Origin of the sequence: Variovorax sp. YR750, assembly GCF_900109805.1 — a bacterium.
GTDB lineage: Bacteria > Pseudomonadota > Gammaproteobacteria > Burkholderiales > Burkholderiaceae_C > Variovorax > Variovorax gossypii.
Map to the genome: position 1 here is coordinate 206,743 of NZ_FOBJ01000016.1, position 22,189 is coordinate 228,931.

Sequence of the window (22,189 nt, forward strand, 5' to 3'; positions counted from 1 at the left end):
GACCGCATCCAACATCCGAGGAGTCATGACATGAAAGCACGCAAGATCCAGAGCCGGGCCGCACGCGCGCCCATGTTCGGCCGCAGCAGCATCGGCACCGCAGTCGCGATGGCGCTGATCGCCGCGGCCTCCGGCGCGCAGGCCGCGGAGACTTCGGTCGACGCCGCCTACAACGGCACCGCCACGGGCACGCCCTCGGTGAATGCGGGCACCACCAACTCTGCGAACGTCAACGCCGCCATCACCGGCGCCACCGTGGGCACCACGTCCACCGGCACGCCGTCGAATCCCAACCCGGTGGCGATCAGCACCAGCGGCAACCTGATCGGCGCGACCGCCACGGGCAACAGCTTCGGCAACGGCATCCAGGCCGCGCCCGGCCTGCCGGTGAACAACGCGGCCACTCTCGGCGTCGCGACCAACACCGGCGTCATCAACAGCAGCGTCACCGGCAGCAAGCTGGCCTCGGAATCGAGCACGCTGCAGACCGGCAGCGTGGTCAACGCCGACAACACCATCTCCGCCGCCACCACGCTCAACAGCGGCAGCTCGATCGTCTCGGGCGCCGCGGCGGTCGCGGCGCCGGCGCAGGCGGGCACCTCGGTGCTGACCTATCCGGCGGGCGCGCCGCTCTTCGACGCCAAGGGCAACATCGTCGTCACCTCGCTGCAGTCGGCCACGGGCACGGGCTCCAGCGCGGTGGTGCTGGGCAACATGGTCGACCTGATGCTGACCGCGAACGCGGGCAACACGCTGACCACGGCCGCATCGCTGGAACGCAATTCGATCTCCGCCGTGCTCAAGGCCAACAGCGCCAACAGCACGGCCGAGATCCAGTCGGGCGGCGCGCCGACCTTCGCCGGCTCGGCGGTGGTCGCGAACCTGCAGGCGAACGGCAACGGCATCCTCGCGACGCGCTCGGCCTCCAACACCGGCTCGGTGATCATGGGCATCGTCAGCGGCGCGCCCGCGGGCGGCTCCAACGTGCTGCAGGGCTCGCTGTCGGTGCAGGGCAACGCTATCTCCAGCGCGGCCACGGGCAACGAGGCGCTGGGCGCCACGGCAGGCGTGGCGGGCAACCGCATCCTGATCGACGACGTGAGCGTCGCGGGCACCGGCACGGCCGCCACCGCGGCCAACAACAGCATCCACAACGGCGTGGGCGTGACCAGCAACGTCAACAGCGACCTGGCCATCGTCAACAGCCAGGGCAACCTCGGCGTGACCACTGTCGCCCAGACCACGGGCGCGCAGATCCTGGCCGGCGTGCAGTCGAGCAAGAACAGCCAGGTCACGCTCGCGGACAACAGCATCACGGCGGCCGTCACGGGCAACACGGCCTCCAGCGCCATCGCCACCGGCAAGAATGCGGCCTCGTTCACCGGCACCGCCGCGGTGTCGAACCAGCAGGCCAACTCCAACGCGCCGGTCAGCGCTTTGCTGCTGCCCTCGGTCATCGCGGCGCAGACGGGCGAGTCGCCCGGCACGGGCCAGACCACCGGCAGCACGGTCAGCGTTTCCGACAACACCTCGGCGGCCACCGCGCAGGGCAACCAGATCACGCAGAGCCTCGCGCTGCAGGCCGGCACGGTGGCGCTGGGCACGGGCAACGCCACGCTCACGGGCGGCACGAATTCCGACGGGCGCGTGTCCGCCGGCGGCTCGGCCACGCTTACCAACCTGCAGGGCAACTACGGCGGCGGCGTCGCGGCCACCAGCATCGGCTCGCAGATCTGGCTGGTCGCCAACGGCGGCGGCGCGCCGGTCGCCAACAGCACGCTGGTGCTGGACGACAACCGGCAGGAAGCCGTGGCGCTGGGCAGCGGCGCCACCAACACGCTCACGCTCTCGGGCAACTCGGTGGGCACGGGCGCGGGCATCGCGAGCGTGCAGATGAACGACGCCAATTCCGCCGTCGGCGCGGGGCTGTCGAACCCCGAGGCGCGCCTCCTGGTGAACGGCAACCTGAGCGGGGGCTCGGCCGCGCTCACCGACAACCTCCAGCGCGCCATCGCCTACGGCAACTCGGCCGCCAACACGCTGGGCGTGAGCGCAGGCAACCTCGCGGCCGCACCCGGCCTGGGCATCACGCCGGCATCGAGCGTCACGGTCGACCTGCTCGGCGGGCTGCCGTTCAGCAACTCGGCCGGCGCGCTGCCGACGGTGAGCGCCGCCTACGGCGTGCTGAACGACCAGTCGGTGCAGGCGAACGTCAACTCCGCGGCCACCGGCGCCAACACCTTCGCGGCCGCGGTCGCGGGCAACGTCTCCGCCGCCAGCGTCGCGAATAGCGGCAACGCCTTCGTCGCCGCCGCCTACGGCAACGACGCCGCCAGTGGCGTGACGCTCAATATCAACAACCTGAGCGGCGCGAATGCCTCGGTGGCCAACGTCACCAACACGCAGGCGGTGGCGGGCGCGGGCACCGGCGTTTCGGCCATCGCGGCCGGTGGCGTGGTGGCCGGCACCACGGTCACGGGCACGCTGGCCGACGGCTCGGTCACCAGCTCGGGCAACACGGCCGAGGCGCTGGCCTACGGCAGCCGCGCCACGGGCAACACGGTGAAGGTGACGGGCAACGACATCGACACCTCCGGCTTCTCGCTGTCGGGCGCGACGCTGACAGGCAACGTGCTCGCCACCAACGCGGCCTTCAGCGTGCAGAACGCGCAATCGGGACAGGGCTCGGTGTCGGCGCAGCGCAGCGGCGGGCCCGAGGTGAACGTGGTTGTCGGCGGAGCGGTCAGCAACTCGAAGATCGCCGCCACCGGCAACGCCACGCTGGCCGGCGCCACCAGCAACAGCGCCGCCAACGGCGTGGGCATCGATGCCGTCGGCGTCTCGACCACCACCGCGGTGCAGAACCTGCAGCTCACCAGCGCGGCGGTGAGCTCGCTCACCGGCCAGGAAGGCCCGCTGCTGACCAACAAGGACGGCGTGCAGGTGGTGCTGGGCGGCGCGAGCATCCAGGGCTCGCAGGTGACGGTGGACGGCAACTCCGCAGGCGGCTCCGCCACGGGCAATGCCGCGGCCAACCGCATCGACGTGAAGGGCAACACCATCGCGGTGGGCAACGGACTGCCGCTCGGCGGCGCGACCAGCATCGCCGGCATTGCAGGCGCGGTGGCCGACCATGCGCTCTCGAACATCCAGCTCGTGACCAGCCCGACCATCTCTTCCAAGACGGCAGCCGCCTTCGGCGTGGACACGGCGCCCGGCGCGGTGATCGCCGGCTCGACCCTGAGCGCCTCCAACAACACGCAGAGCGCGAAGGCCGTGGCCAACACCGGCAGCAACGCCATCGCGCTCGCGGCCACCGACGTGTCGGCCCGCGCCGCGCTGATGTCGGGGCAGGGCAGCACGGCGGCGGTGGAGGCGCGTTCGTTCATGCAGGCCTTCGCGCCGGCCTCGGTGTCAGGCTCGTCGGTGAAGCTGTCGAACAACGCCAACACGGCGCTGGGCGTGATCAACGACGTGGACAACAAGCTCGCCGTCACGGGCGGCACCTCGGGCTCGCTGCCGGCGCCGGCGCTCATCGCGCAGGGCCCGTTGCCCGGCAACACCATCGCCGCGGGCGACCAGGTGCTGGTGAACCGCCAGTCGGCCGGCACCTCCGTCACCAGCACCGCCGACACCGCGATCTACAACGAGGACCGGCTGGTGGCCGGCAACTCGGGCCTGGTCAACAGCAGCTTCGCGGTCTCGGGCAACACGACGTATTCGGAAGCGTCTGCCAACCGCGCGACCAACGCGGCCTCGCTGTCCGGCGGCGCCTCGCAGTCGGCCAGGACGGCGGTGCTGAACGCGCAGGACAGCAGCGCGGCAGTGATCGCCAACGCCAACAACGCGACGAAGCTCACGCTGACCGGCCCCACCGCGCTCGTCGGCAGCAGCGCGACGCTGGACGGCAACAGCACCATCGCGGCCGCGACCGGCAGCGCAGCCACCAACAGCATCGACGTGAAGAGCGGCGCCATCGCGGGCGGTGCGCCGGCGTCGGCCACCGCGACGGGTGGGCCGGCTTCGTCCGTGGCGGTGTCGGCCGACCATGCGCTGGCGAACGTGCAGGTCGGCTCCGGCGCGGTCTCGGCCACCGCGACGGGCAGCATCGGCATCGACTCGGCGCCGCTGTCCGCAGTCAATGCCTCGACGCTGGGCGTGACGAACAACAGCCAGAGCGCCAAGGCCGTGGCCAACACGGCGCTCAACAGCGTGACGCTGGCGGGCTCGAACGTGGGTGCGCGCACTGCGCTGCAGTCGAGCCAGGCGGGCACCGCGCCGGTGACGGCATCGTCCACGCAGGAGCTGTTCGCGCCGGCCGGGTCCACGGGCTCGACGGTGCGGCTCTCGGGCAACAGCAACACCGCGCTGGGCGTGATGAACGACGCCTCGAACACGCTGAGCGTGAGCGCGGTCAACACCCTGCCTGCGGGCGCCACCGGCTCGGCCACGCTCGGCGAGACCGGCAGCGCCGACAACGTGACGGCCACCGGCGACCACGTGCTGTCGAACCGCCAGACGGCCGCATCGACGGTGAGCAGCACCGCCGCCACCTCGATCCACAACGACGACAACGCCGCGCCCACCACGGGGCTGATCAACGGCGCGCTCACGATCTCGGGCAACAGCACCTTCGCCGAGGCCACGGCCAACCGCGCGGCCAATACCGCCACGGTGGCGAGCAGCGCGACGCAGGGCGCCAGCACCGGCATCGTCAACGTGCAGGGCAGCACGGCGGGCGTGACGGCAACTGCCAGCACGGTGGCCAATGCCACGCTGGCGAGCGCGGTGCCGCTCAACGGCAGCAGCGTTTCGCTCGACGGCAACACGACGGCGGCGCTGGCGCGCGGCAACGCGGCGACCAACGTGCTCGAGTCCGGCGCCGGCAGCAGCTACGGCGGTGCGGCCACGGTGGGTACCTCGAGCCTGGTCGGCGCGCCGCTGGCGCTCAATGTGGGCGCCAGCGCGGCGATCCTCAACAGCCAGAACAACGCGGGCGCGGTGTCGGCCACCAGCACGGGCACGAGCTACCAGGTGGCGCTCAACGGCACCGGCGCGGGCGTGTCGAACGGCGCTGCCGGCGTCACCGGCAACACGCTGGCGGCGCAGGCCTTCGGCAACAGCGCGACCAACCGCGTGACGCAGACGGCGCTGAACACCGGCGCGCCGAGCGCGGCCATCGGCAACTACCAGGTCAACAGCGGCGCGGTGACGGCCACGGTGACGAGCGTGAACTTCGGCGTCGCGGTCTCGGGTCCGGTGGGCAACAGCACGCTGCGCACCACGGGCAACCAGATCACGGCCTCGGCGACGGGCAACTCGGTGGTGTCGACGATCACCTCGCGCTGAGTCTGCGGACTCCTGAAGAAAGAAAAGCCGCGAGCCTTCGGGCCGGCGGCTTTTTTCTCGTGGGTCGCGCGCTCAGGTCTTCGGCTGCGGCCTCGTCTGTTGCTGCTGCTGTCGCTTGAACTCGGCGCAGTAGTCCTTCTCGGGCAAAGGCGGCGTGCGCCAGATGCGGTCGTAGTCGCCCGTGGCGGGGTCTGTCGCCGAAGTGGCCTGCGCGGCCAGCAGCCGCACGGTGGCGACCTTGACCTCGTCGGGCAGGTGCTGCGGCACGCCGAGCGCGCGCACGACGTGGCCGGCACCGGCGATCAGCAGCACCGTCTGGCCCGGCTTCCTCGCCTTGACGACGGCCTGCGCCATCGCGCGGTCGCGGCCGACCTGGATGCGCGTCATGGGAACGATCTGCGACTCGGGAAGCATCCTGCAGTGGCCCTCGCGCACGGCGTCCTGCTGCGCGGCGTAGGCCTCGCCGTTGAGTTGCACGTCGAGCGAGACGTCGGCCATGGCGTCCTTCATGCGGGCGCGCGGCAGGTTGGCGCCGACCACGGGCACGCCCGCGCGCACGGCGGCCATCACGGCGGGGCCGTAGCTGGCCCAGGGCCAGGCCTTGTCGCTCCAGTCGAGGGCGGCCTGCACCTGCGCCTCGGTGGCGGTGCGGGCGAGCTGCGCGGTGCTGCGGCCTTCCTCGGCCATCTCCAGCGCCAGCGCGGCGAGATGTCCGCGCTCGGCCAGCGCCTCGACCGCCTCGCGCTCGATGACGTGGTGCTCGGGGGCGTCGTGCTGCTCGCCGAGCAGCACGGCATCCACCGGCTGCAGCGCCGCGACGCGGCGGGCGATGGGGGCATCGGGCGCGTCGGCGGCGCCGGAAGAAGAAAAGGAAAGCGCCGTGCAGCCCGTCGTGAACGCGGTGGCGGCGAACAGGGGCGGCAGCAGGAAGCGTGAAGCCCGGGCGGGCCAGTAAGGAAGAGGCATCGCGCCATACTATGCCCTCGGCGCGCGCACGCGGTGCCGTCCGCCGCCGCTTTTCCCTGTCGTCCCTTCCTCCGGTCCGTGTCTTCCCGTTATCCCGTTCGCGTGCTGGCCACGCTGTTGCTGGCGCTCGCTGCCGCGTGCGCGTGCCTGGCCCTGCACACGCCGCTTCCCTGGATGATCGGCCCGCTGCTCGCGGTGTCGCTGGCCTCCATCGCCGGCGCGCCCACCGCGAGCTACACGCCGCTGCGCAACGCGGGGCAATGGACCATCGGCACGGCGCTCGGGCTGTACTTCACGCCGCACGTGGTGGGGCTCGTGGCCAGCGTGTGGTGGGCGATCGTGCTGGCCATTGCCTGGGCGCTGCTGCTGGGCGTCGGCTTCGGGCGCTGGCTGCATTCGATGCATGCGTCGCGCATGCCGCAGGTGCCGGCGAAGTCGATGAGAGCCACGACTTACTTCTCGGGTGCCATCGGCGGTGCCTCGGAAATGACCCTGATGGCCGAGTCGGCCGGCGCGCGCACCGACCTGGTGGCCGCGGCGCACAGTCTGCGGCTGGTGGTGGTGACGGTGACGATCCCCTTCGCGATGCAGTGGAGCGGGCTGCACGGGCTGGAGATCAACCCGCCCGGCGTGCGCGAAGTGAACCCCGGCGGGCTCGCGCTGCTGGCGGCGGCGACCGGCATCGGCGGCCTGGCGATGCGCGCGTTGAAGCGCACCAATCCGTGGTTCATCGGGCCGCTGCTGGTGGCGATGGGCTTCACGATGGCGGGCCAGTCGCTGTCGGCCGTGCCCACGTGGATGTCGAACACGGCGCAGCTGGTGATCGCGGTGAGCCTGGGCGTGCGCTTCAGCCGCGAGTTCCTGCACACGGCGCCGCGCTGGCTGGGCTCGGTGGTGCTGGGCACCTTCGGCATGCTGCTGCTGTGCGCCGCCGTGGCCTGGCTGCTGGCCTGGGCGACCGGGCTGCATCCGGCCACGATGATCCTGGGCACCTCGCCGGGCGGCATCGCCGAGATGTCGATCACGGCCAAGGTGCTGCAGCTGGGCGTGCCGGTGGTCACAGCCTTCCAGGTCTGCCGGCTGGTGGCGGTGCTGCTGATCGTGGGGCCGATGTTCCGGTGGATCTACCGCTGAGGGCGGGCGCCCGGCGAAGAAGCAGAAAGCAGCAAGGAGCGCCCGCGGGGCGCTTTTTCTTTGCCCGTTCGCAGGCTTCGGTTACTTCCGAGACTTTTTCCTCACACGCTGCTAATTGTTTCCTAACTCTTTAGGTTTACTGCGCCCGTCGCTGGCCAGTCATACCAAAGACCACATTCGGCTTGCGATTCAGGGCCGGACACCCGTCCGGCGGTTCTTTCCAATATCTACTGTTCCGAGGGCGAAGCATGAATATCCCGAGACTTGGTGGCGCCATCGCCACGATGACGGCCGTCGTGGCGCTTGCAGTGCTGCCGCTGCAGTCCGCGCAGGCGACGACGGCGACCACGACCTTCAAGGTGACGGCAACGGTGCTGAGCTCCTGCGCCATGTCCACGCCCGATACGCTCGCCTTCGGCAGCTTCACGCCGGGCACGGCCCTCACCGGCAGCACCGCGTTCACCGTGCAGTGCACCTACGGCACGACCTACTCGCTGGGCATGAGCGGAGGCACCAGCGGCTCGGTGACGGCACGCACCATGACCAGCGCCACCGCGACCAGCGGCTACAACAGCCTGTCGTACGGCCTCTACAAGGACTCGACCTACGCGACCAACTGGAGCAACAGCACCACCGGCACCGACTACACCGGCACCGGATCGGCCGTGACCTACACGGTCTACGGCAAGATCCCGGCCGCCCAGTACGCAGTAGCGCCTGCCACGGACTACACCGACACCATCACCCTGACGCTCACCTACTGAGCTTCGCGGATCGTGCTCGTCGATCGGCTCATGCGCCATCTCGCCGGCAGCATCGGCATGTCGCGTGCGGCGGCCATCGCGCTCGCAGCCGCGATGGCCGGCTCCTTCGATGCCGGCGCCGCCAGCATCCAGATCGCACCGGTGCGCGTGGTGCTGCAGCCCGGCCGGCCGGTGGCCTCCCTGACCGTGACCAACGACGGCGCGAGCGAGATCCCGATGCAGGCCGAGGTCATGAGCTGGTCGCAGAAGGACGGGCAGGACGTGTATGCGCCGACGCGCGAGGTGCTGGTCAATCCGGCCATCTTCCGGATTCCGCCCAATGGCCGGCAGATCGTGCGCCTCGGCCTGCAGGTGGGCGCGCTGGCCGACGCCGAACGCAGCTACCGGATCTTCCTGAGACAGCTGCCGCGCGACAAGGCGCTTCCTGTGGCCGATGGCGGCGGCGAAGCGCCGGGGGCCGGCCCCGAACTGCAGACCCTGCTGCAGCTGGTGCTGCCGATCTTCGTGCCTCCTTCGACGCCTGCCGGCACGCCTTCGGCGACCTGGCGCCTAGGCGCGCCGGTTGCCACGTCCGCACCTCAGTCCGCGCCCACGCTGGCCGTCGACAACCTGGGGCGCGAGCATCTGCAGTTCACGCAAGTCACCGTGCGCCAGGCGGATGGCAAGGAGCTGCTGCGCCAGCGGATGTCGGTCTACGTGCTGCCGCGGCAGGGCGCCCGGTTGCCGGTGTCGCTGCCTTCGCTGCCGCCGGGCACGAGTCTGCAGTTCGAGGCGCAGACGGATTCCGACGTGCCGCTGCCCCCGGTCTTCCTGCAGGTGCCAGGTGCGGCTGCCGTGGCTCGCTAGGCTGCTGCCGGCCTGCGCTGCCTGCTGCTTCTGCGGTTGCCTGATGGCGATGCAGGCCCGGGCGGCGGACGATGCGGCGCCCGCTGCGCTGATCGTCGACGTGGAGGTCAACGGCGCGGCGCAGGGGGCCGCGCTTTCGGCGCTGCGGCAGGGCGGCCGGCTGCTCTTCAGCCGCGCCGACCTGCAGGCATGGCGCGTCGTCGTTCCCGATCGCACGGCGGCAGTGGTCGGTGGGGTGGACTACTACGACCTCGCCGCGTTGCCGGACGGCAGCGTGACGCTCGAGGAAAGCACGCAGACGGCGCGCGTGAGCCTGCCGGCGACGGCCTTCGTGGCAAACGCGCTCGCAGGCAGGGCTGCGGGCCGGCCGGCGCTGACGCCGTCGGTCAATGCCGCCTTCGTCAACTACAGCGTCGCGCTGCAGCATGACCGCAACGGCACGGCCGCGTCGGGGTTGCTCGACGGCACGGTGTCCGGCCATTGGGGACTGCTGGCGAACAGCGTGCTCGTCGGGCAGACGGCCTACCAGGATGCGGCGGGTGTTTCGTCGCTCGCGCAGACGGTCCGGCTCGAGAGCTACTACCGCCTCGACGACCCCGACAGCCTCACGCGGCTGACAGTCGGCGACGCCATCACGCAGAACGCCGCATGGTCCACGCCGTCGCGCTTCGCCGGACTGCAGTTCGGCACCCAGTTCGGGCTGAGCCCCGGCTACATCAGCTATCCCGTGCCTTCTCTCACGGGCGGGGCGGCCGTGGCGTCGACGCTCGAGGCCTACGTCAACAACACGCTGCACTACCAGGGGCAGGTCGCTTCAGGCCCCTTCTCGCTGAACAACGTGCCGGTGCTCACTGGCGCGGGCGAGATGAGCTTCTCGGTGTCCGACGCACTGGGCGTGCGGCGCACCGTCACCACGCCCTACTACGTGAGCACGAACCTGCTGCGCGCGGGCCTTTCGGACTACTCGGTCAACCTCGGATGGAGCCGCCTGAACTATGGTCTTCGCAGCAACGACTACGGCAGCATGTTCGCCGCCGGCAACTGGCGCCGCGGTCTCAGCGACACGGCCACGCTGGAATTGCATGGCGAGGGTGGCCCACGGCTTCAGGTCGCCGGCGCCGGCCTGACCTGGGTGTGGGCGCCTTTGGGAGAGTTCGGCATGCACGGCGCGACCAGTCGTTCGCAGGACACGGGCAGCGGAAGGCTGGCGCGTGTCTCGTTCGCGCACATCGCCCCGGAGTGGAGCTTCTCGGCCAGCCGGCAGACGGCGAGCGCGTGCTTCATGCAGGTCGCCTGGCTTGACAGCCAGACGCACACCACGGGACAGGCCCAGTTGTTCGTGGGCCGTTCCCTCGGCCGCCGCCTCGGCAGCCTGGGGCTGGCCTATACGGCACTGCGCTACAGCAGCGGCGACGAGGCGAAGGTGCTGTCGCTCAACCATTCCATCCAGCTCGGCGCCGTGTACCTGAATACCTACGTGGCGCGCACCGATTCAGGGGCCACCGCAGCGAGCCGGCAGCGCGTGGCCTCGGTCGGGCTGATGTTGACCCTGCCGCTGGGCGAGCGGCAGACCGCGTCGGCCACGATGGGCCGGAACAACGGCAGGACCACCACCACGATCGACGTGAGCCAGACGCCGCCGAGCGACGAGGGCCTGGGTTGGCGCGTGGCCGCCTCGCACGGCGAAACCGAGCGCGCGCAGGCCGAGGCGACCTGGCGCACGCCCTATGCGACGTTCACCGCGCAGGCCGTCGAACTCGACAAGGAAACCAGCGCAAGAGTCCTGGCCGAAGGCTCGCTGGGCTATGCGTCGGGCATGTTCTTCGCGGCGCAGTCGTCCAGCGACGGCTTCGCGCTGGTGACGGTGCCCGGTGCAGCCGGCATCAGGATCTATCGGGAGAACAACCTGGCGACGACCACCGATGGGGAGGGGCGCGCGCTGGTGACGGGACTGCACGCCTACGAGGCGAACAGGATCAGCGTGGACAACGGCGACCTGCCGATCTCGGCGCAGGTGCACTCCGACGTGCTGCAAGTGGTGCCCTCGTACAAGGGCGTTGCAGTGGCCACCTTCGACATCTCGCGCGATGCGAGCGTCACCATGCGAGTCCTGCTGTCCGACGGCTCGCCGTTGCCGGCGGGCATCGATGTCGTGGGAGAGAACCGCGCCGCGCCGCTGATCACGGGCTACGGCGGCGCGTTGCAGCTCGACCGGCCCCGCGCGGGCGAACGCTTCGAGGCGAGATGGCGCGGCGGGCGTTGCAGCTTCACGGTCGGCCCCGTCTCCACCGCCGGCACCTTGCCACAGATCGGACCTTACACATGCGAAACAGGAACGCCCGCGTCATCGGTCTCGGCGCGCTGATCGGCGTGCTATTCCTGTGTGCCGCACCGACGCACGCGACATGTTCGGGCTCGGGATTGGGAACGCTGAACTGCTCGGCCACCGTCAGCGCGACGGCCATGAGCTTCGGCAGCTACAGCGCGGGGACGTCGAGCGCCACGACCACGAGCAGCACCATCACGGTGACAGCCACTTTCTCGGGGCGCATCCTCGGGACCGACACCCTGAGCTATACGTTGAGCCTGAGCGCGGGAAACTCGGGAACGACCGCGAGCCGCTACATGAGCTACGGCTCCCGCACCCTGAGCTACAACCTCTACACCAGCTCGGGCTATGGAACGGTGTGGGCGACGGATACGGTGTCGGGCAGCGCTTCGGTATCGGTCGGGTTCAATGGGAATGCCAGCGCGAGCACCACGCACACCGTCTACGGACGCATACCCGCCGGCCAGTACACGGCCGCGCCGGGCAGCTATTCCGACACCATCACGGTGACCGTGACCTACTGAGGCTCGCGTGTCGCGTGTTGCGGTTTTCGGTGGGGGCTCAGTGCACCAGGACCGGGGTATGCGCCAGTTCGGCGTAGCCCTCGAGCGTGTCTTCGACTTCTTCCTGGGTAGGGGTGTTGAGCTGCCATGCGGCGATCTGCTGCTGGAACAGTTCCGCCCATGAGCCATCGAGGTAGACCTCCTTGCCCGAACGCTTGTCCACGATCTCGAAGCCGTGGCGCTCCAGAACCGGCATGTTCGGCTGCGCGGGCGCGTCGCCCTCGTTGGGCTGTACGTGCACGACGACGAAAGACTCCGAGTCATAAAGCATGTTCATGGCGGGCCCTGTGAGAATGTCGATGGCGTTCATGGGGGTTAGATAGCAATCAACGCGCCAGTTTCAAGATAGGTTGTCTATTTGTAAAACCAACAGGCTAATTGGCATATCTCCAGTCCCTTTTGCTCCGTTGGTGTGACTTTCTCCTCAATTTGACGGGCCCGCAGGCAGGGGTTTGCGCAATTGCGCGTCAGCGAAGTCCCCGTTGGTCTCCGTCTGCTTGATGCGCACGGGAAGGTAGCCGTACGCTGGCGCAAGCCAGAGCTCCAGTTTCCTATCGAAATCCCGGCGTGGGTCGCGCGTGAGCTTGCGGGCGACGTACTCGCCGGCCGGGAGGCTGAGCTTTTCCTCCTCGCCGACCACGAAGACCCAGACATCGGCATCCTTGGGGCCCACGGTCTGCACCGAGATCTTGGTGCCGGCCGGATAGCGCTCCGGGCTGGCGGCCAGCAGGCCGCCGAGCTGCATCATCACGCTCATGCGGTCCTGGGCGCCGGCCAGCAGGGGCACGGGAGGCGCGTTGTTGCTGAACACGACCTGCCCCCGGTCGCGCGCGAAATGCGAGGCCACCTCGGACTTGCGGCTCTCGGAATAGCGCTCCGGCTCGAGGCCGGAAGGGCCGATCCGCCCGGTGCTGTGCCAGTTCAGCAGCGTGAAGAACACCGCCTTGAGCGTCAGCCGTCCGTCGTAGCGGCTGCCGTCCTGCAGCCAGACCAGCTCGCCGAACACGCCGCGCTGCGGGGAGGCCCCCGACTGACCGGTGGCCTCGAAATCGAGCGTGACCGAGCCCGGGATCTTCATCGCCTGGGTGCCCGCGATGGTGCCCGAGCCTTCGCCGCCGACGGCTGCCGCGGTGCTGGTTCCGGTGCCGCCGGCGGGAGAGGTCGGGCCCGCCGGCGCGCTGGCCGCCGCTTCCGGCGACGTTGCTCCTGAATCGGTAGCGGCCTGGGCCGTCAGGTCGGGCGTTTCCGGGGCGGGATTCGTGGGGGTGTCGGGTTCCGGCGTCGGCGCGACGGCTGCCGGGGCCGGCTTCGGCCTGGGCGCCGTGGGCTCGCGCGGGCGTCGCGGCTTGGGCGGCGGCGCGGGCTTGGCCTGGGCCGGTGCGGCGGCAGGCGCGGGTGCTTCCGAGGCCGGCGGCGCGATGACGATGGTTCGCGTGCTGAACTTGCTCGCCAGCGGCGAAGGCTCCGGCCCGATGGCCATCGGCGCCACCCCGAGCAGCACCACGTGGACCAGCGCCACGAGCAGCGTCAGCCCGATCAGCGCGCGCCACGACGGACGCCCGGGCAGGCCTGCAGGCAACTGGGAAGAAGGGGCGACGAGCGTCGGCATCGTTGTGTGGAGTGAGGCGCCGGCCCGGAGGTTCACGAAGACCACCTCGGTAAACTGCCGCCCGTCCAACCAGTTTAAGTGGGAGCGGCGCCCGGTCCGTGCCGGCGCCGCGTCCCCGTCCTTCCTCCCAGCAAGCACGCACCGCATCATGAAACTCGCCACCCTGAAGGACGGCTCGCGCGACGGCCAGCTCGTCGTCGTATCGCGCGACCTCACGCTCGCCCACTACGCCACCGGCATCGCCAACCGGCTGCAGCAGGTGCTGGACGACTGGGGCTTCATGAGCCCGCAGCTGCAGGACCTGTACGCCAGTCTCAACGCCGGCCGCGCGCGCCACGCCTTTCCCTTCGATCCGTCGATGTGCATGGCTCCGCTGCCGCGCGCCTACCAGTGGGCCGACGGCTCGGCGTACATCAACCACGTCGAGCTGGTGCGCAAGGCGCGCAACGCCGAGGTGCCCGAGAGCTTCTACACCGACCCGCTGATGTACCAGGGCGGCAGCGACGACTTCCTCGGCCCGACCGACGACGTGGTCGTGCCCAGCGAGGCCATGGGCATCGACTTCGAGGCCGAGATCGCGGTCGTCACCGGCGACGTGCGCATGGGCGCCACGCCCGAGCAGGCGCTGGAGGGCATCCGCCTCGTGATGCTGGCCAACGACGTGAGCCTGCGCAACCTCATCCCGGCCGAGCTGGCCAAGGGCTTCGGCTTCTTCCAGAGCAAGCCCGCCACCGCCTTCAGCCCCGTGGCCGTGACGCTCGACGAGCTGGGCGAGGCCTGGCAGCAAGGCCGCGTGCACCTCGCGCTGCAAAGCAGCTGGAACGGCCGCAAGGTCGGCATGTGCGACGCCGGCCCGGAAATGACCTTCCACTTCGGCCAGCTCATCGCCCATATCGCCAAGACGCGCAACGTGCGCGCCGGCAGCATCGTGGGCAGCGGCACCGTGAGCAACAAGGGCGTGGAGAAGAACGGCCACATGGACTGGCCCAAGGGCTACTCGTGCATCGCCGAGAAGCGCTGCATCGAGACCATCCAGACCGGCCAGCCCTACACCGACTTCATGAAGTTCGGCGACACCATCCGCATCGAGATGAAGGGGCTGGACGGGCGCTCGCTGTTCGGCGCGATCGACCAGGAGATCGTGTCCACCGCCGGCCGCCCGAAGGAAGCGCCGGTGTCGCTGGTGAAGCCGCAGCAGGCCGGGGAAGTCGGCGACGAGGCGCCGCAGGCGGAAGAAGCCTCGGAAGACTGAGGCTGCTCGCTCAGTGCGGCCCCGCGCCGCGCAGCAGCTCCTTCTGCGACCGTATCCCCAGCCGCCGGAACGCGCGGTACTGGTGGGTGCGCACCGTCGTCAGCTCCACGCCGATCTCGCGCGCGGCCTCCTTGGCCGTGCGGCCGGCCATCAGGTGGCCGATGACCTCGCGTTCGCGCAGGCTCAGCTTCAGCAGCCGCGAGGCGAGGGCGGGTTCCACCGCCTTCCGCGCAGCCACGGCGCTGCGACCGTGCGCCGCGGTGGCGTCGGCCAGCAGCGTGGCGTGCGCCTCGATGAGCGCGAAGTCCGCCGCGCCGAACTCCGGCTGCGCGAGGCTGCGGTAGAAGCTCACCGCCACGCGCTGCCCCGTGGGCTGCAGCAACAGCACCGATGCGCGCTCGCGGATGCCCACGTCGCCATAGCAGGCGGCGCGGTACACCGGGTCGGCCACCTCGTCGGCGCGCTGGTGGCCCATCCATAGCTGCGCGCGCTTCGGCAGCTTGCGCGCCGCGAGCCAGGCCATGTTCGGGTCGAGCAGATCGAAGCGCTGCGCCACGTAGCGCTCCGATGTGCGCTCGGCCGTGCTGCCGTAGCTGCTGGCGGCCGACACCAGCTCGATGCGCCCCGCGGCGTCGACCACGAACACGGTGCAGAAGGTCACCGGCATCACGCGCTGCATGGCCTTGAGATAGCTGGTCGCCAGGAGCGGCGTGCCCACGCCGGAGAGCACGTCGCCGACCACGGCCGCGGCCAGCGTCGTGTCATCGGCGGGGTGGATGCGCCAGCGTCTCATGCGTGGAAAACGGGGAATTGGAGAGCGGGGATTCGGGTAACTACCTCGTACGAAGTTATGACATTGCCGCCCCGCGCGCATCGGGACAATCCCGCCGGATGACGAACTCCCCCGCTGCCTCTCCCGGCGATGCCGCCAGCGGCCCCGTGCCACCGCCGGCCAGCGCCACCGAACTGCCGCCCTCCGTCGGCGCCTTCCACTACACGCGCTACGAACCCAGGACGCCCGCGCTCGAACCCGGCGGCGTCGAAGCCGGCAGCCACCCGGTGGTGATCGCGGGCGGCGGCCCGGTCGGCATGGCGCTCGCGCTGGGGCTCGCGAACCACGGCGTGCGCAGCGTGATCCTCGAGGCCGACGACACCGTGTGCGTTGGCAGCCGCGCGGCCTGCATCTCGCGCCGGAGCCTGGAGATCATGGAGCGGCTCGGCGTGCTGCGTGCCTTCATGGACAAGGGCCTGCCATGGACCGGCGGGCGCAGCTTCTACAAGACGGCCGAAGTGTTCCGCTTCGAGATGCCGAACGACGAGCGGCAGAAGCTGCCGCCGATGATCAATCTCGAGCAGTACTACGCCGAGCACTACCTGCTGGAGGAAATCCTGCGCCGCAACGAGCGCACGCCGGGGCTCGTCGATATCCGCTGGGGCACCGAGCTCACCGGCCTCTCGCAGGACGACGCAGGCGTGACGCTCGATGTGCGCAATGCCGAAGGTGCCTACCGGCTGCGCGGCCAGTGGCTCGCGGCCTGCGACGGCGGCCAGAGCTTCGTGCGCAAGACGATGGGGCTCGCGCTGGAAGGCACGGGCTACGAAGGCCGCTACGTGATCATCGACATCGAGCTGAAGAGCGGCCACCCGACCGAACGCCGCGCCTGGTTCGATCCGCCGTGGAACCCCGGCTCGACCGTGCTCATGCACCGCCAGCCCGACGACATCTGGCGCATCGACTACCAGCTGCGCCCCGGCCAGAGCACCGAGGAGGCGCTGCAGCCGGCAGCAGTGGCCGAATTCGTGCAGCGCCATCTCGACGCCATCGGCGAAGGCCACCTGCCGTGGAAGACGGTGTGGACCTCGGTCTATCGTGCCGGTGCGATGACGCTCGAGAGCTACCGCCACGGCCGCGTCGTCTTCGCGGGCAACGCGGCGCATGCGATGCCGATCTTCGGCGTGCGCGGGCTCAACTCGGGCTTCGACGACGCGGACAACCTCGCGTGGAAGCTGGCCTTCGTGGCCAAGGGCCTGTCGGACGCGGCGCTGCTCGACTCGTACTCGCAGGAGCGCATCGAGGCCTTCCACGTGAACGCCGAGAACGCGATGCGCAGCACCGAGTTCATGTCGCCACCGTCGCGCGGCTTCGACCTGCTGCGCGAGGCGGCGCTGTCGTTGTCGGAGGCGCATCGCGGCATCGCGCAGCTCATCAACCCGCGCCAGACGCAGGCGGTGCGCTATGCCGCCTCGCCGCTGTCGAGCGAGGGCGACGCGCTGCCCGCAGGCCCGCTGCCGGGCGAGGCGATGCCCGAGCAGCAGCTCGAACGCGGTCACCTCACCGACTGGATCGCGCCCACCTTCACGCTGCTGGTGTTGCGGCCCGACCTCGTCGCGCTGCCGGCCCCGGACATCGAGCAGGCACGGAAGGGCGCGCTGCCCTCTGTGGTTCGCAGCATCGCCAGCCCGGGCACCGACGGCGCCGATGCGCACGCCGCGCCCGAAGTCTTCGAGGCGCTCGGCGCGCGGGACGGCGCGGTCTATCTGCTGCGCCCCGACGGCCACGTGGCCGCGCGCTGGCACCGCCTGCCGCCGGGCGCCCTGCAACCCGCACTGGCCCGAGCGGCCCGGGAGCTTTCCGCATGACTACTGCATCCCAACTTCAACCCGATGCCCGCGACCGGCTGTATGCCGAGTGCGCGCGCGCCATCTCCGAAGCCGGCGCCGAGCGCGAATCGCTGTTCCTCGCGCGGCTCGCGCTGCTGCTGTTCGAGCAGGTCGGCGACGAGGCGCGCTGCCGCGCCGCGCTGGCCGACGCCCTGCGCGCGCTGCCCGTACCATCGCTGTCCGCTTCCTGATTTCCGGAACTACATACAACTAGCTGATTGGAGACCGCTTCCATGGATCGCCGCACCCTTCTCGCCACGCTCGCCTCCGGCGCCGCAATGGCCGCATCGCCCTTCGCCCGCGCGCAGGAGTACCCCGCACAGCTCATCAAGTGGGTCGTGCCCTATCCGGCGGGCGGCGGCACCGACGTGATCGCGCGCGTGCTGGCCGAGGCCATGCGCCAGACGCTGGGCCAGCAGATCGTGGTCGACAACCGCCCCGGCGCATCGACCAACATCGGCGCCGACATCGTCGCCAAGAGCAAGCCCGACGGCTACACCATCCTGTCGGCCGACAACGCGGTGCTGGCCTTCAACGAGCATCTCTTCAGCAAGCTGCCCTTCAGCCCCGAGAAAGACTTCACCTACATCGGCGCCATCGGCAAGTTCCCGCTGGCACTGGTCGTGCACCCCGACTTCCCGGCGAAGAACTTCAAGGACTTCCTGGCCTACGTGAAGGCCAACCCCGGCAAGGTCAACTACGCCTCGCCCGGCAACGGTTCGCCGCACCACCTGGCCATGGAAATGTTCAAGGTGCGCACCGGCACCTTCATCACCCACATTCCGTACCGCGGCGCGGCGCCGGCCATGGCCGACGTGATGGGCGGGCAGGTACCCTGCATGTTCCTCGACCTGGCCTCCGGCCTGCCGATCATGCAGAGCAACAAGGTGCGCGTCCTGGCCATCGGCTCGGGCGCGCGCAGCAAGCCGCTGCCCAACGTGCCGACGCTGGCCGAGGTGGGCGTGCCCAATACGGAGGTGTTCGCCTTCCAGGGCATCCTCGGCCCGGCCGGCCTGCCGGCGGCCGTGGTGAACAAGCTCAACGGCGACCTGAACAAGGCCTTCAGCACGCCCGCGGTGCAGAAGCGCTTCGACGACTTCGGCATGGAAGCGATGCCCGGCACGCCGGCGCAGTTCGCGGCGCTGTCGCGCGCAGAGTCGAAGCGCTGGGGGCCGATCATCAAGCAGGCGGGGATCAAGCTGGACTGAGCTCGCCAGGAGCGGCTCTTTTCGCGGGACACCGCGGAACCGGCTTCGCCGGGCCGCAGGTGTCGCCCCCGGTAGGGGGTTGGCGCAGCGACACGAAGTGCGCGGAGCCTGGGGGCGTTATCTTGTGTACGCCTTGCGCGAGCCGTCCTCGAAGACTTCGTCGTCGCGCTGCAGCTCGCCGTTCTCGTCCCAGGCGCGCTCGCGCGTCACGCGGCCCTTGGCGTCGAAGTTCGACTCGGCCAGCAGCGTGCCTTTTTCGCTGAAGCGCTGGTGGGTGCCGACCGGAATCTGCCGGTTGCGGCCCTGGAGCTCGTAGCGGCCCTGCGCGGCGCGCTGGCCGCTGTCGTAGAACTCGGTGATCTCTACCGCGCGCGCGTCGCCGCTGCCGCTGTAGGCCGACTTGCTGCGCGGCTGGCCGTTGAGGTAGTAGCTGTCGTCGACGATCGGCTCGCCCGCGCTGTTCCAGCGCTGGTCGCGCACCAGCGTGCCTTTCTCGGAGAAGGCCTGCTCGCGCACGCGGATGCTGGCGCGCTCCACCAGCAGGAACGCCGTCTCGCGGCGCTTGACGCCCTCTGACGAGAAGCTCTGCTCGGTGCGCTGGTTGCCCACCGTCTCGTCGAGCGACGAGGTCTTGCCGTTGTCGTAGAAGCTCTGCGCGCGCACCCGCTTGCCCGACACGTACGCGAGCCGCGAGCGCAAGGTGCCGCGGGCATCGAACAGGTCGACCTGCGACGGGCCCGTGCCCGAGAAGCCGCAGAGCTTGGCGTCGTCGACCACCGGCGCCAGCGTGGGCGCGTCGGCGCAGCGCAGGGCCGAGAGCTGGCCGTGCTCGGTGAACTCGACCGACGCGCGCTCGTTGCCGCCGCCGGTGTCCGAGTTGGGATAGAAGATCGCTCGGCGCAGCTTGCCGTCGGGGTAGAAGCTGCGCACCAGGCCGCGCTCCTGGCCGTCGTCGTAGGTGGCGTCGCGCAGCACGCGGCCGGTGGGCGAGAACTCGCGCGCGCGGCCCTGCAGGTTGCCCTTGGCGTTGAGGCTGTGCTCCTTGGCGAGCTTGCCCTTCTCGTAGATGCGCACCAGGCCCATCGACACGCCGTTCTGTATCTGCGACTCGCGCTGCAGCTCGCCGCTCGTGCGGTCCTTGCAGCGCAGCAGGCCGGTCTTGCCCGCGGTGCTGCTGCCGTCGTCGGGGTTCACGCTGCGGCCGTTGATCTCGCAGTCGAGCTGGGCATGCGCGAGCGTGGCGCACAGCAGCGCGAGGAGACCGATGACGGCGGCCGGGCGCGGGATCATTGGCTGCCTACTTGTCGTAGAGGGTGTCCAGCGAACGGAAGCCCTTGACCTCGATCGGATTGCCGAACGGATCGAGGAAGAACATCGTCCATTGCTCGCCCGGCTGGCCCTCGAAGCGCACCTGCGGCTTCAGCACGAACTCGGTGCCGGCGGCCTCGAGCCGCTTCGCCATGGCCTGCCAGTCGGGCAGCGCGAGCGCGAGGCCGAAGTGCGGCATAGGCACCATCACGTCGCCGACGCGGCCGGTGGGGGCGGTGGCGAAGGGCTCGCCCAAATGAAGAGAAATCTGGTGGCCGAAGAAATCGAAGTCGACCCAGGTGTCGGTGCTGCGGCCTTCGGCGCAACCGAGTACGCCGCCGTAGAAGCGGCGGGCGCCGTCGAGGTCGCGGACATTGAAGGCAAGGTGGAAGATGCTCTGCATGGTTTCGGATTATGGGCAGCGGTGCTGTGAGAATGCCGGACTTTCTTTCATCATGGAGCAAGCCTTGCGGATACTCCGGACCTTCGTCGCTCGGATGCGCGACGCCCTTTTTCCTTCTCCTTCCGCGCCGGAACTCCGGCGCGTGCCGCTGCGGCTCCTGGCCGGCGCGTGCTGCATGTTCACCCTCGCCGCGGCCCACGCCGCGACCTGCCCGCCATCGGCCATCGCGAGCCTCGAGAAGCCCGGCGCCGGCCTGCGCAACGGCATCGACCGCGGGGTGCTCTGGCGCATCGAGCGCGACGGGCGCACCTCGTGGCTCTACGGCACCATCCACATCGGCCGGGGCGACTGGGTGCGACCCGGCCCGACCATCCAGAAGGCGCTGATGCAGAGCGACACCGTCGCGCTCGAACTCGACATGCGCGACGAGTCCACCGCCCGCGCCATGGGCCGGCCGGCCGATCCCGAGTTGCTGGCGCGCATGCTCAGCGGCGAGCGCGCCCGCCGGCTGGAACGCCAGAACACCGAGGCCTGCGTGCCGCCGGGTTCGCTGTCGAAGCTGCAGCCGATCCTGCAGGTCACGGCGCTGGCCGGGCTGGTGGGGCGCCCCGACGGGCTGTACCCGGAATTCGGCGTAGACGAAACCCTGGCGGTCGCCGCCCGCAACAACAACAAGCCGATCGTCGCTCTCGAGAATGCGGCCGACCAGCTCAAGGTGCTGACCGGCGGCTCCGAGTCCGAGGAGGCCGAGCAGGTCGACGCGGCGCTCGACGAGCTGGAGTCCGGCAAGCTGCGCGGCCAGCTCAAGGAACTGGCCGACGTCTGGGCGCGCAGCGATGCTGCCCGGCTCGCGCGCTATCCCGAATGGTGCGACTGCCTCAAAACGCCCGCCGAGCAGCGGCTGCTCAAGCGCCTGCTCGACGACCGCAACCCGAACCTTGCCGACGGCATCGAGCGCCTGCACGCCGGCGGCAAGGGCGTGTTCGCCGCGGTCGGCGCGCTGCACATGATCGGCCCGCAGGGGCTGCCCACGCTGATGGCGGCGCGCGGTTTCACCGTGACGCCGGTGCTCACCAACGCGCAGGAGCAGACGGCGCAGCCGATGCCCGCGCTCGCGGCGCCTTCGCCGGCGCCCAGGGCAGTGCGCGGCGGCAAGGCGGTCAAGGGCCAGCGTGGGAAGGCTGCGCCTGCAGCGGCTGCAAGGGGAGGAAAGCCGGCCAAGGCGGCGCCCGCCGCGGCCAGGGGCGGGGCCCGGGCACCGGCCAAGGCAGCCACCAAGACGACGGCCTCCAAGGCCGCGGCCCCTGCCGCCAAGGGCAAAGTGCGCAGATAATCGCGGCCGCCATGCACGCGCTGCACCGAACCACCCGCTCCATCGCCCTCGCCGGCCGGTGGGTGCTGCTGTGGTTCGTGATGTCGCTGGGCGTGGCGGTGGCCTCTCCGCTGGTCAATCCGCAGGCCGTGGAGCTGGTGTGCTCCGGCGCCGGCTCCATCAAGGTGGTGGTCCATACCGATGACGGGGCGCGCGAAATGGGCGCCTCGCACATGGACTGCCCGCTGTGCGTGCTCACCGGCGCGCCGCCGCCGGTCGCGGCGGCTCCCGTTTTCGATCTTCCCCTGCCGCTGGGCCGCGTGGTCCAGCCCATCCCCGCCGCGCGCCTGGCCGCGGCCACCGCGGCGCCGCTGCCGGCGCGCGGGCCCCCGACTTTCTCCTGACGCTCTCGAAACCGTAGCTGTGCACGCGCGCCCGATGCGCGTGCGCGGCCTGTCCGGCTTGAAGTTTCACGGAGAAGGTCC

At 70.3% G+C, this 22,189-nt stretch carries 18 protein-coding genes; 12 read left to right on the plus strand and 6 right to left on the minus strand.

Features of this window, described 5'->3' with window-relative positions:
- Positions 1–30 precede the first annotated feature (30 nt).
- On the plus strand, positions 31–5,349 hold the full coding sequence (locus BMY35_RS29090; protein ID WP_093206462.1) for a beta strand repeat-containing protein: 5,319 nt from the start codon (positions 31–33) through the stop codon (positions 5,347–5,349).
- Positions 5,350–5,421: 72 nt separating this feature from the next.
- On the opposite strand, the gene BMY35_RS29095 is transcribed toward BMY35_RS29090, so the two are convergent.
- Entirely contained in the window at positions 5,422–6,315 is an 894-nt protein-coding gene (locus tag BMY35_RS29095; RefSeq protein WP_093206463.1) for a ChaN family lipoprotein, read from the minus strand.
- 78 nt (positions 6,316–6,393) lie between these two features.
- On the opposite strand from BMY35_RS29095, the gene BMY35_RS29100 reads away from it, so the two are divergent.
- The 5 genes from BMY35_RS29100 to BMY35_RS29120 all read left to right on the plus strand — a co-directional run bounded on the left by BMY35_RS29100 (position 6,394) and on the right by BMY35_RS29120 (position 11,912).
- Positions 6,394–7,449 (plus strand): AbrB family transcriptional regulator, encoded by a 1,056-nt coding sequence (locus BMY35_RS29100; protein ID WP_093206464.1) that lies wholly within the window; start codon positions 6,394–6,396, stop codon positions 7,447–7,449.
- Positions 7,450–7,697: 248 nt separating this feature from the next.
- Positions 7,698–8,213 (plus strand): Csu type fimbrial protein, encoded by a 516-nt coding sequence (locus BMY35_RS29105; RefSeq protein WP_093206465.1) that lies wholly within the window; start codon positions 7,698–7,700, stop codon positions 8,211–8,213.
- Between the two features lie 30 nt (positions 8,214–8,243).
- Entirely contained in the window at positions 8,244–9,059 is an 816-nt protein-coding gene (locus BMY35_RS29110) for a fimbrial biogenesis chaperone (protein WP_093206466.1), read from the plus strand.
- Between the two features lie 43 nt (positions 9,060–9,102).
- The gene (locus BMY35_RS29115; protein WP_177213731.1) at positions 9,103–11,424 is read left to right on the plus strand and encodes a fimbria/pilus outer membrane usher protein; all 2,322 of its coding nucleotides are present in this window, start codon (positions 9,103–9,105) and stop codon (positions 11,422–11,424) included.
- The gene (locus BMY35_RS29120) at positions 11,382–11,912 is read left to right on the plus strand and encodes a spore coat protein U domain-containing protein (RefSeq protein WP_177213732.1); all 531 of its coding nucleotides are present in this window, start codon (positions 11,382–11,384) and stop codon (positions 11,910–11,912) included. Before BMY35_RS29115 ends, BMY35_RS29120 begins: the two co-directional genes overlap by 43 nt.
- A 37-nt stretch (positions 11,913–11,949) precedes the next feature.
- Here the strand turns inward: BMY35_RS29120 and BMY35_RS29125 are convergent, their stop codons facing one another.
- A complete protein-coding gene (locus tag BMY35_RS29125) occupies positions 11,950–12,261 on the minus strand; it encodes a BTH_I0359 family protein (protein ID WP_093206469.1) in 312 nt (103 codons plus the stop codon).
- A gap of 114 nt (positions 12,262–12,375) precedes the next feature.
- A complete protein-coding gene (locus BMY35_RS29130; RefSeq protein WP_093206470.1) occupies positions 12,376–13,560 on the minus strand; it encodes a DUF3108 domain-containing protein in 1,185 nt (394 codons plus the stop codon).
- A 148-nt stretch (positions 13,561–13,708) separates the two neighbouring features.
- Between BMY35_RS29130 and BMY35_RS29135 the strand changes: the two genes are divergently transcribed.
- Entirely contained in the window at positions 13,709–14,812 is a 1,104-nt protein-coding gene (locus BMY35_RS29135) for a fumarylacetoacetate hydrolase family protein (protein ID WP_093206471.1), read from the plus strand.
- 10 nt (positions 14,813–14,822) lie between these two features.
- Here the strand turns inward: BMY35_RS29135 and BMY35_RS29140 are convergent, their stop codons facing one another.
- Complete coding sequence (locus BMY35_RS29140) at positions 14,823–15,605, minus strand: helix-turn-helix transcriptional regulator (RefSeq protein ID WP_093206472.1); 783 nt, start codon at positions 15,603–15,605, stop codon at positions 14,823–14,825.
- A gap of 98 nt (positions 15,606–15,703) precedes the next feature.
- Between BMY35_RS29140 and BMY35_RS29145 the strand changes: the two genes are divergently transcribed.
- Genes BMY35_RS29145 through BMY35_RS29155 form a run of 3 tightly spaced genes read left to right on the plus strand, consistent with a single transcriptional unit; the run spans position 15,704 to position 18,681 of the window.
- Complete coding sequence (locus BMY35_RS29145; RefSeq protein ID WP_093206473.1) at positions 15,704–17,452, plus strand: FAD-dependent monooxygenase; 1,749 nt, start codon at positions 15,704–15,706, stop codon at positions 17,450–17,452.
- The gene (locus BMY35_RS29150; RefSeq protein WP_093206474.1) at positions 17,449–17,664 is read left to right on the plus strand and encodes a hypothetical protein; all 216 of its coding nucleotides are present in this window, start codon (positions 17,449–17,451) and stop codon (positions 17,662–17,664) included. Before BMY35_RS29145 ends, BMY35_RS29150 begins: the two co-directional genes overlap by 4 nt.
- A gap of 42 nt (positions 17,665–17,706) precedes the next feature.
- A complete protein-coding gene (locus tag BMY35_RS29155; protein ID WP_093206475.1) occupies positions 17,707–18,681 on the plus strand; it encodes a Bug family tripartite tricarboxylate transporter substrate binding protein in 975 nt (324 codons plus the stop codon).
- Positions 18,682–18,798: 117 nt separating this feature from the next.
- On the opposite strand, the gene BMY35_RS29160 is transcribed toward BMY35_RS29155, so the two are convergent.
- Together BMY35_RS29160 and BMY35_RS29165 are read right to left on the minus strand one after the other, a co-directional pair.
- Positions 18,799–19,971: a toxin-antitoxin system YwqK family antitoxin gene (locus tag BMY35_RS29160; protein ID WP_093206476.1), complete on the minus strand. Its 1,173-nt coding sequence runs from the start codon at positions 19,969–19,971 to the stop codon at positions 18,799–18,801.
- 7 nt (positions 19,972–19,978) lie between these two features.
- Positions 19,979–20,392, minus strand: a complete 414-nt coding sequence (locus BMY35_RS29165) for a VOC family protein (RefSeq protein WP_093206477.1) — start codon at positions 20,390–20,392, stop codon at positions 19,979–19,981.
- A gap of 175 nt (positions 20,393–20,567) precedes the next feature.
- On the opposite strand from BMY35_RS29165, the gene BMY35_RS29170 reads away from it, so the two are divergent.
- Both BMY35_RS29170 and BMY35_RS29175 read left to right on the plus strand, forming a co-directional pair.
- Entirely contained in the window at positions 20,568–21,725 is a 1,158-nt protein-coding gene (locus BMY35_RS29170) for a TraB/GumN family protein (RefSeq protein ID WP_093206501.1), read from the plus strand.
- Positions 21,726–21,736: 11 nt separating this feature from the next.
- Positions 21,737–22,108, plus strand: coding sequence for a DUF2946 family protein (locus tag BMY35_RS29175; RefSeq protein WP_093206478.1), 372 nt, complete (start codon positions 21,737–21,739; stop codon positions 22,106–22,108).
- The last annotated feature ends 81 nt before the right edge of the window (positions 22,109–22,189 follow it).

Coding starts and splice junctions, on each gene's coding strand:
- BMY35_RS29170 (WP_093206501.1), top strand. CDS start 20,568: ATGTTCACCCTCGCCGCGGCCCACGCCGCGACCTGCCCGCCATCGGCC.
- BMY35_RS29135 (WP_093206471.1), top strand. CDS start 13,709: ATGAAACTCGCCACCCTGAAGGACGGCTCGCGCGACGGCCAGCTCGTC.
- BMY35_RS29095 (WP_093206463.1), bottom strand. CDS start 6,315: ATGCCTCTTCCTTACTGGCCCGCCCGGGCTTCACGCTTCCTGCTGCCG.
- BMY35_RS29115 (WP_177213731.1), top strand. CDS start 9,103: ATGGCGATGCAGGCCCGGGCGGCGGACGATGCGGCGCCCGCTGCGCTG.
- BMY35_RS29165 (WP_093206477.1), bottom strand. CDS start 20,392: ATGCAGAGCATCTTCCACCTTGCCTTCAATGTCCGCGACCTCGACGGC.
- BMY35_RS29150 (WP_093206474.1), top strand. CDS start 17,449: ATGACTACTGCATCCCAACTTCAACCCGATGCCCGCGACCGGCTGTAT.
- BMY35_RS29130 (WP_093206470.1), bottom strand. CDS start 13,560: ATGCCGACGCTCGTCGCCCCTTCTTCCCAGTTGCCTGCAGGCCTGCCC.
- BMY35_RS29140 (WP_093206472.1), bottom strand. CDS start 15,605: ATGAGACGCTGGCGCATCCACCCCGCCGATGACACGACGCTGGCCGCG.
- BMY35_RS29125 (WP_093206469.1), bottom strand. CDS start 12,261: ATGAACGCCATCGACATTCTCACAGGGCCCGCCATGAACATGCTTTAT.
- BMY35_RS29155 (WP_093206475.1), top strand. CDS start 17,707: ATGGATCGCCGCACCCTTCTCGCCACGCTCGCCTCCGGCGCCGCAATG.
- BMY35_RS29160 (WP_093206476.1), bottom strand. CDS start 19,971: ATGATCCCGCGCCCGGCCGCCGTCATCGGTCTCCTCGCGCTGCTGTGC.
- BMY35_RS29105 (WP_093206465.1), top strand. CDS start 7,698: ATGAATATCCCGAGACTTGGTGGCGCCATCGCCACGATGACGGCCGTC.
- BMY35_RS29090 (WP_093206462.1), top strand. CDS start 31: ATGAAAGCACGCAAGATCCAGAGCCGGGCCGCACGCGCGCCCATGTTC.
- BMY35_RS29145 (WP_093206473.1), top strand. CDS start 15,704: ATGACGAACTCCCCCGCTGCCTCTCCCGGCGATGCCGCCAGCGGCCCC.
- BMY35_RS29175 (WP_093206478.1), top strand. CDS start 21,737: ATGCACGCGCTGCACCGAACCACCCGCTCCATCGCCCTCGCCGGCCGG.
- BMY35_RS29120 (WP_177213732.1), top strand. CDS start 11,382: ATGCGAAACAGGAACGCCCGCGTCATCGGTCTCGGCGCGCTGATCGGC.
- BMY35_RS29110 (WP_093206466.1), top strand. CDS start 8,244: ATGCGCCATCTCGCCGGCAGCATCGGCATGTCGCGTGCGGCGGCCATC.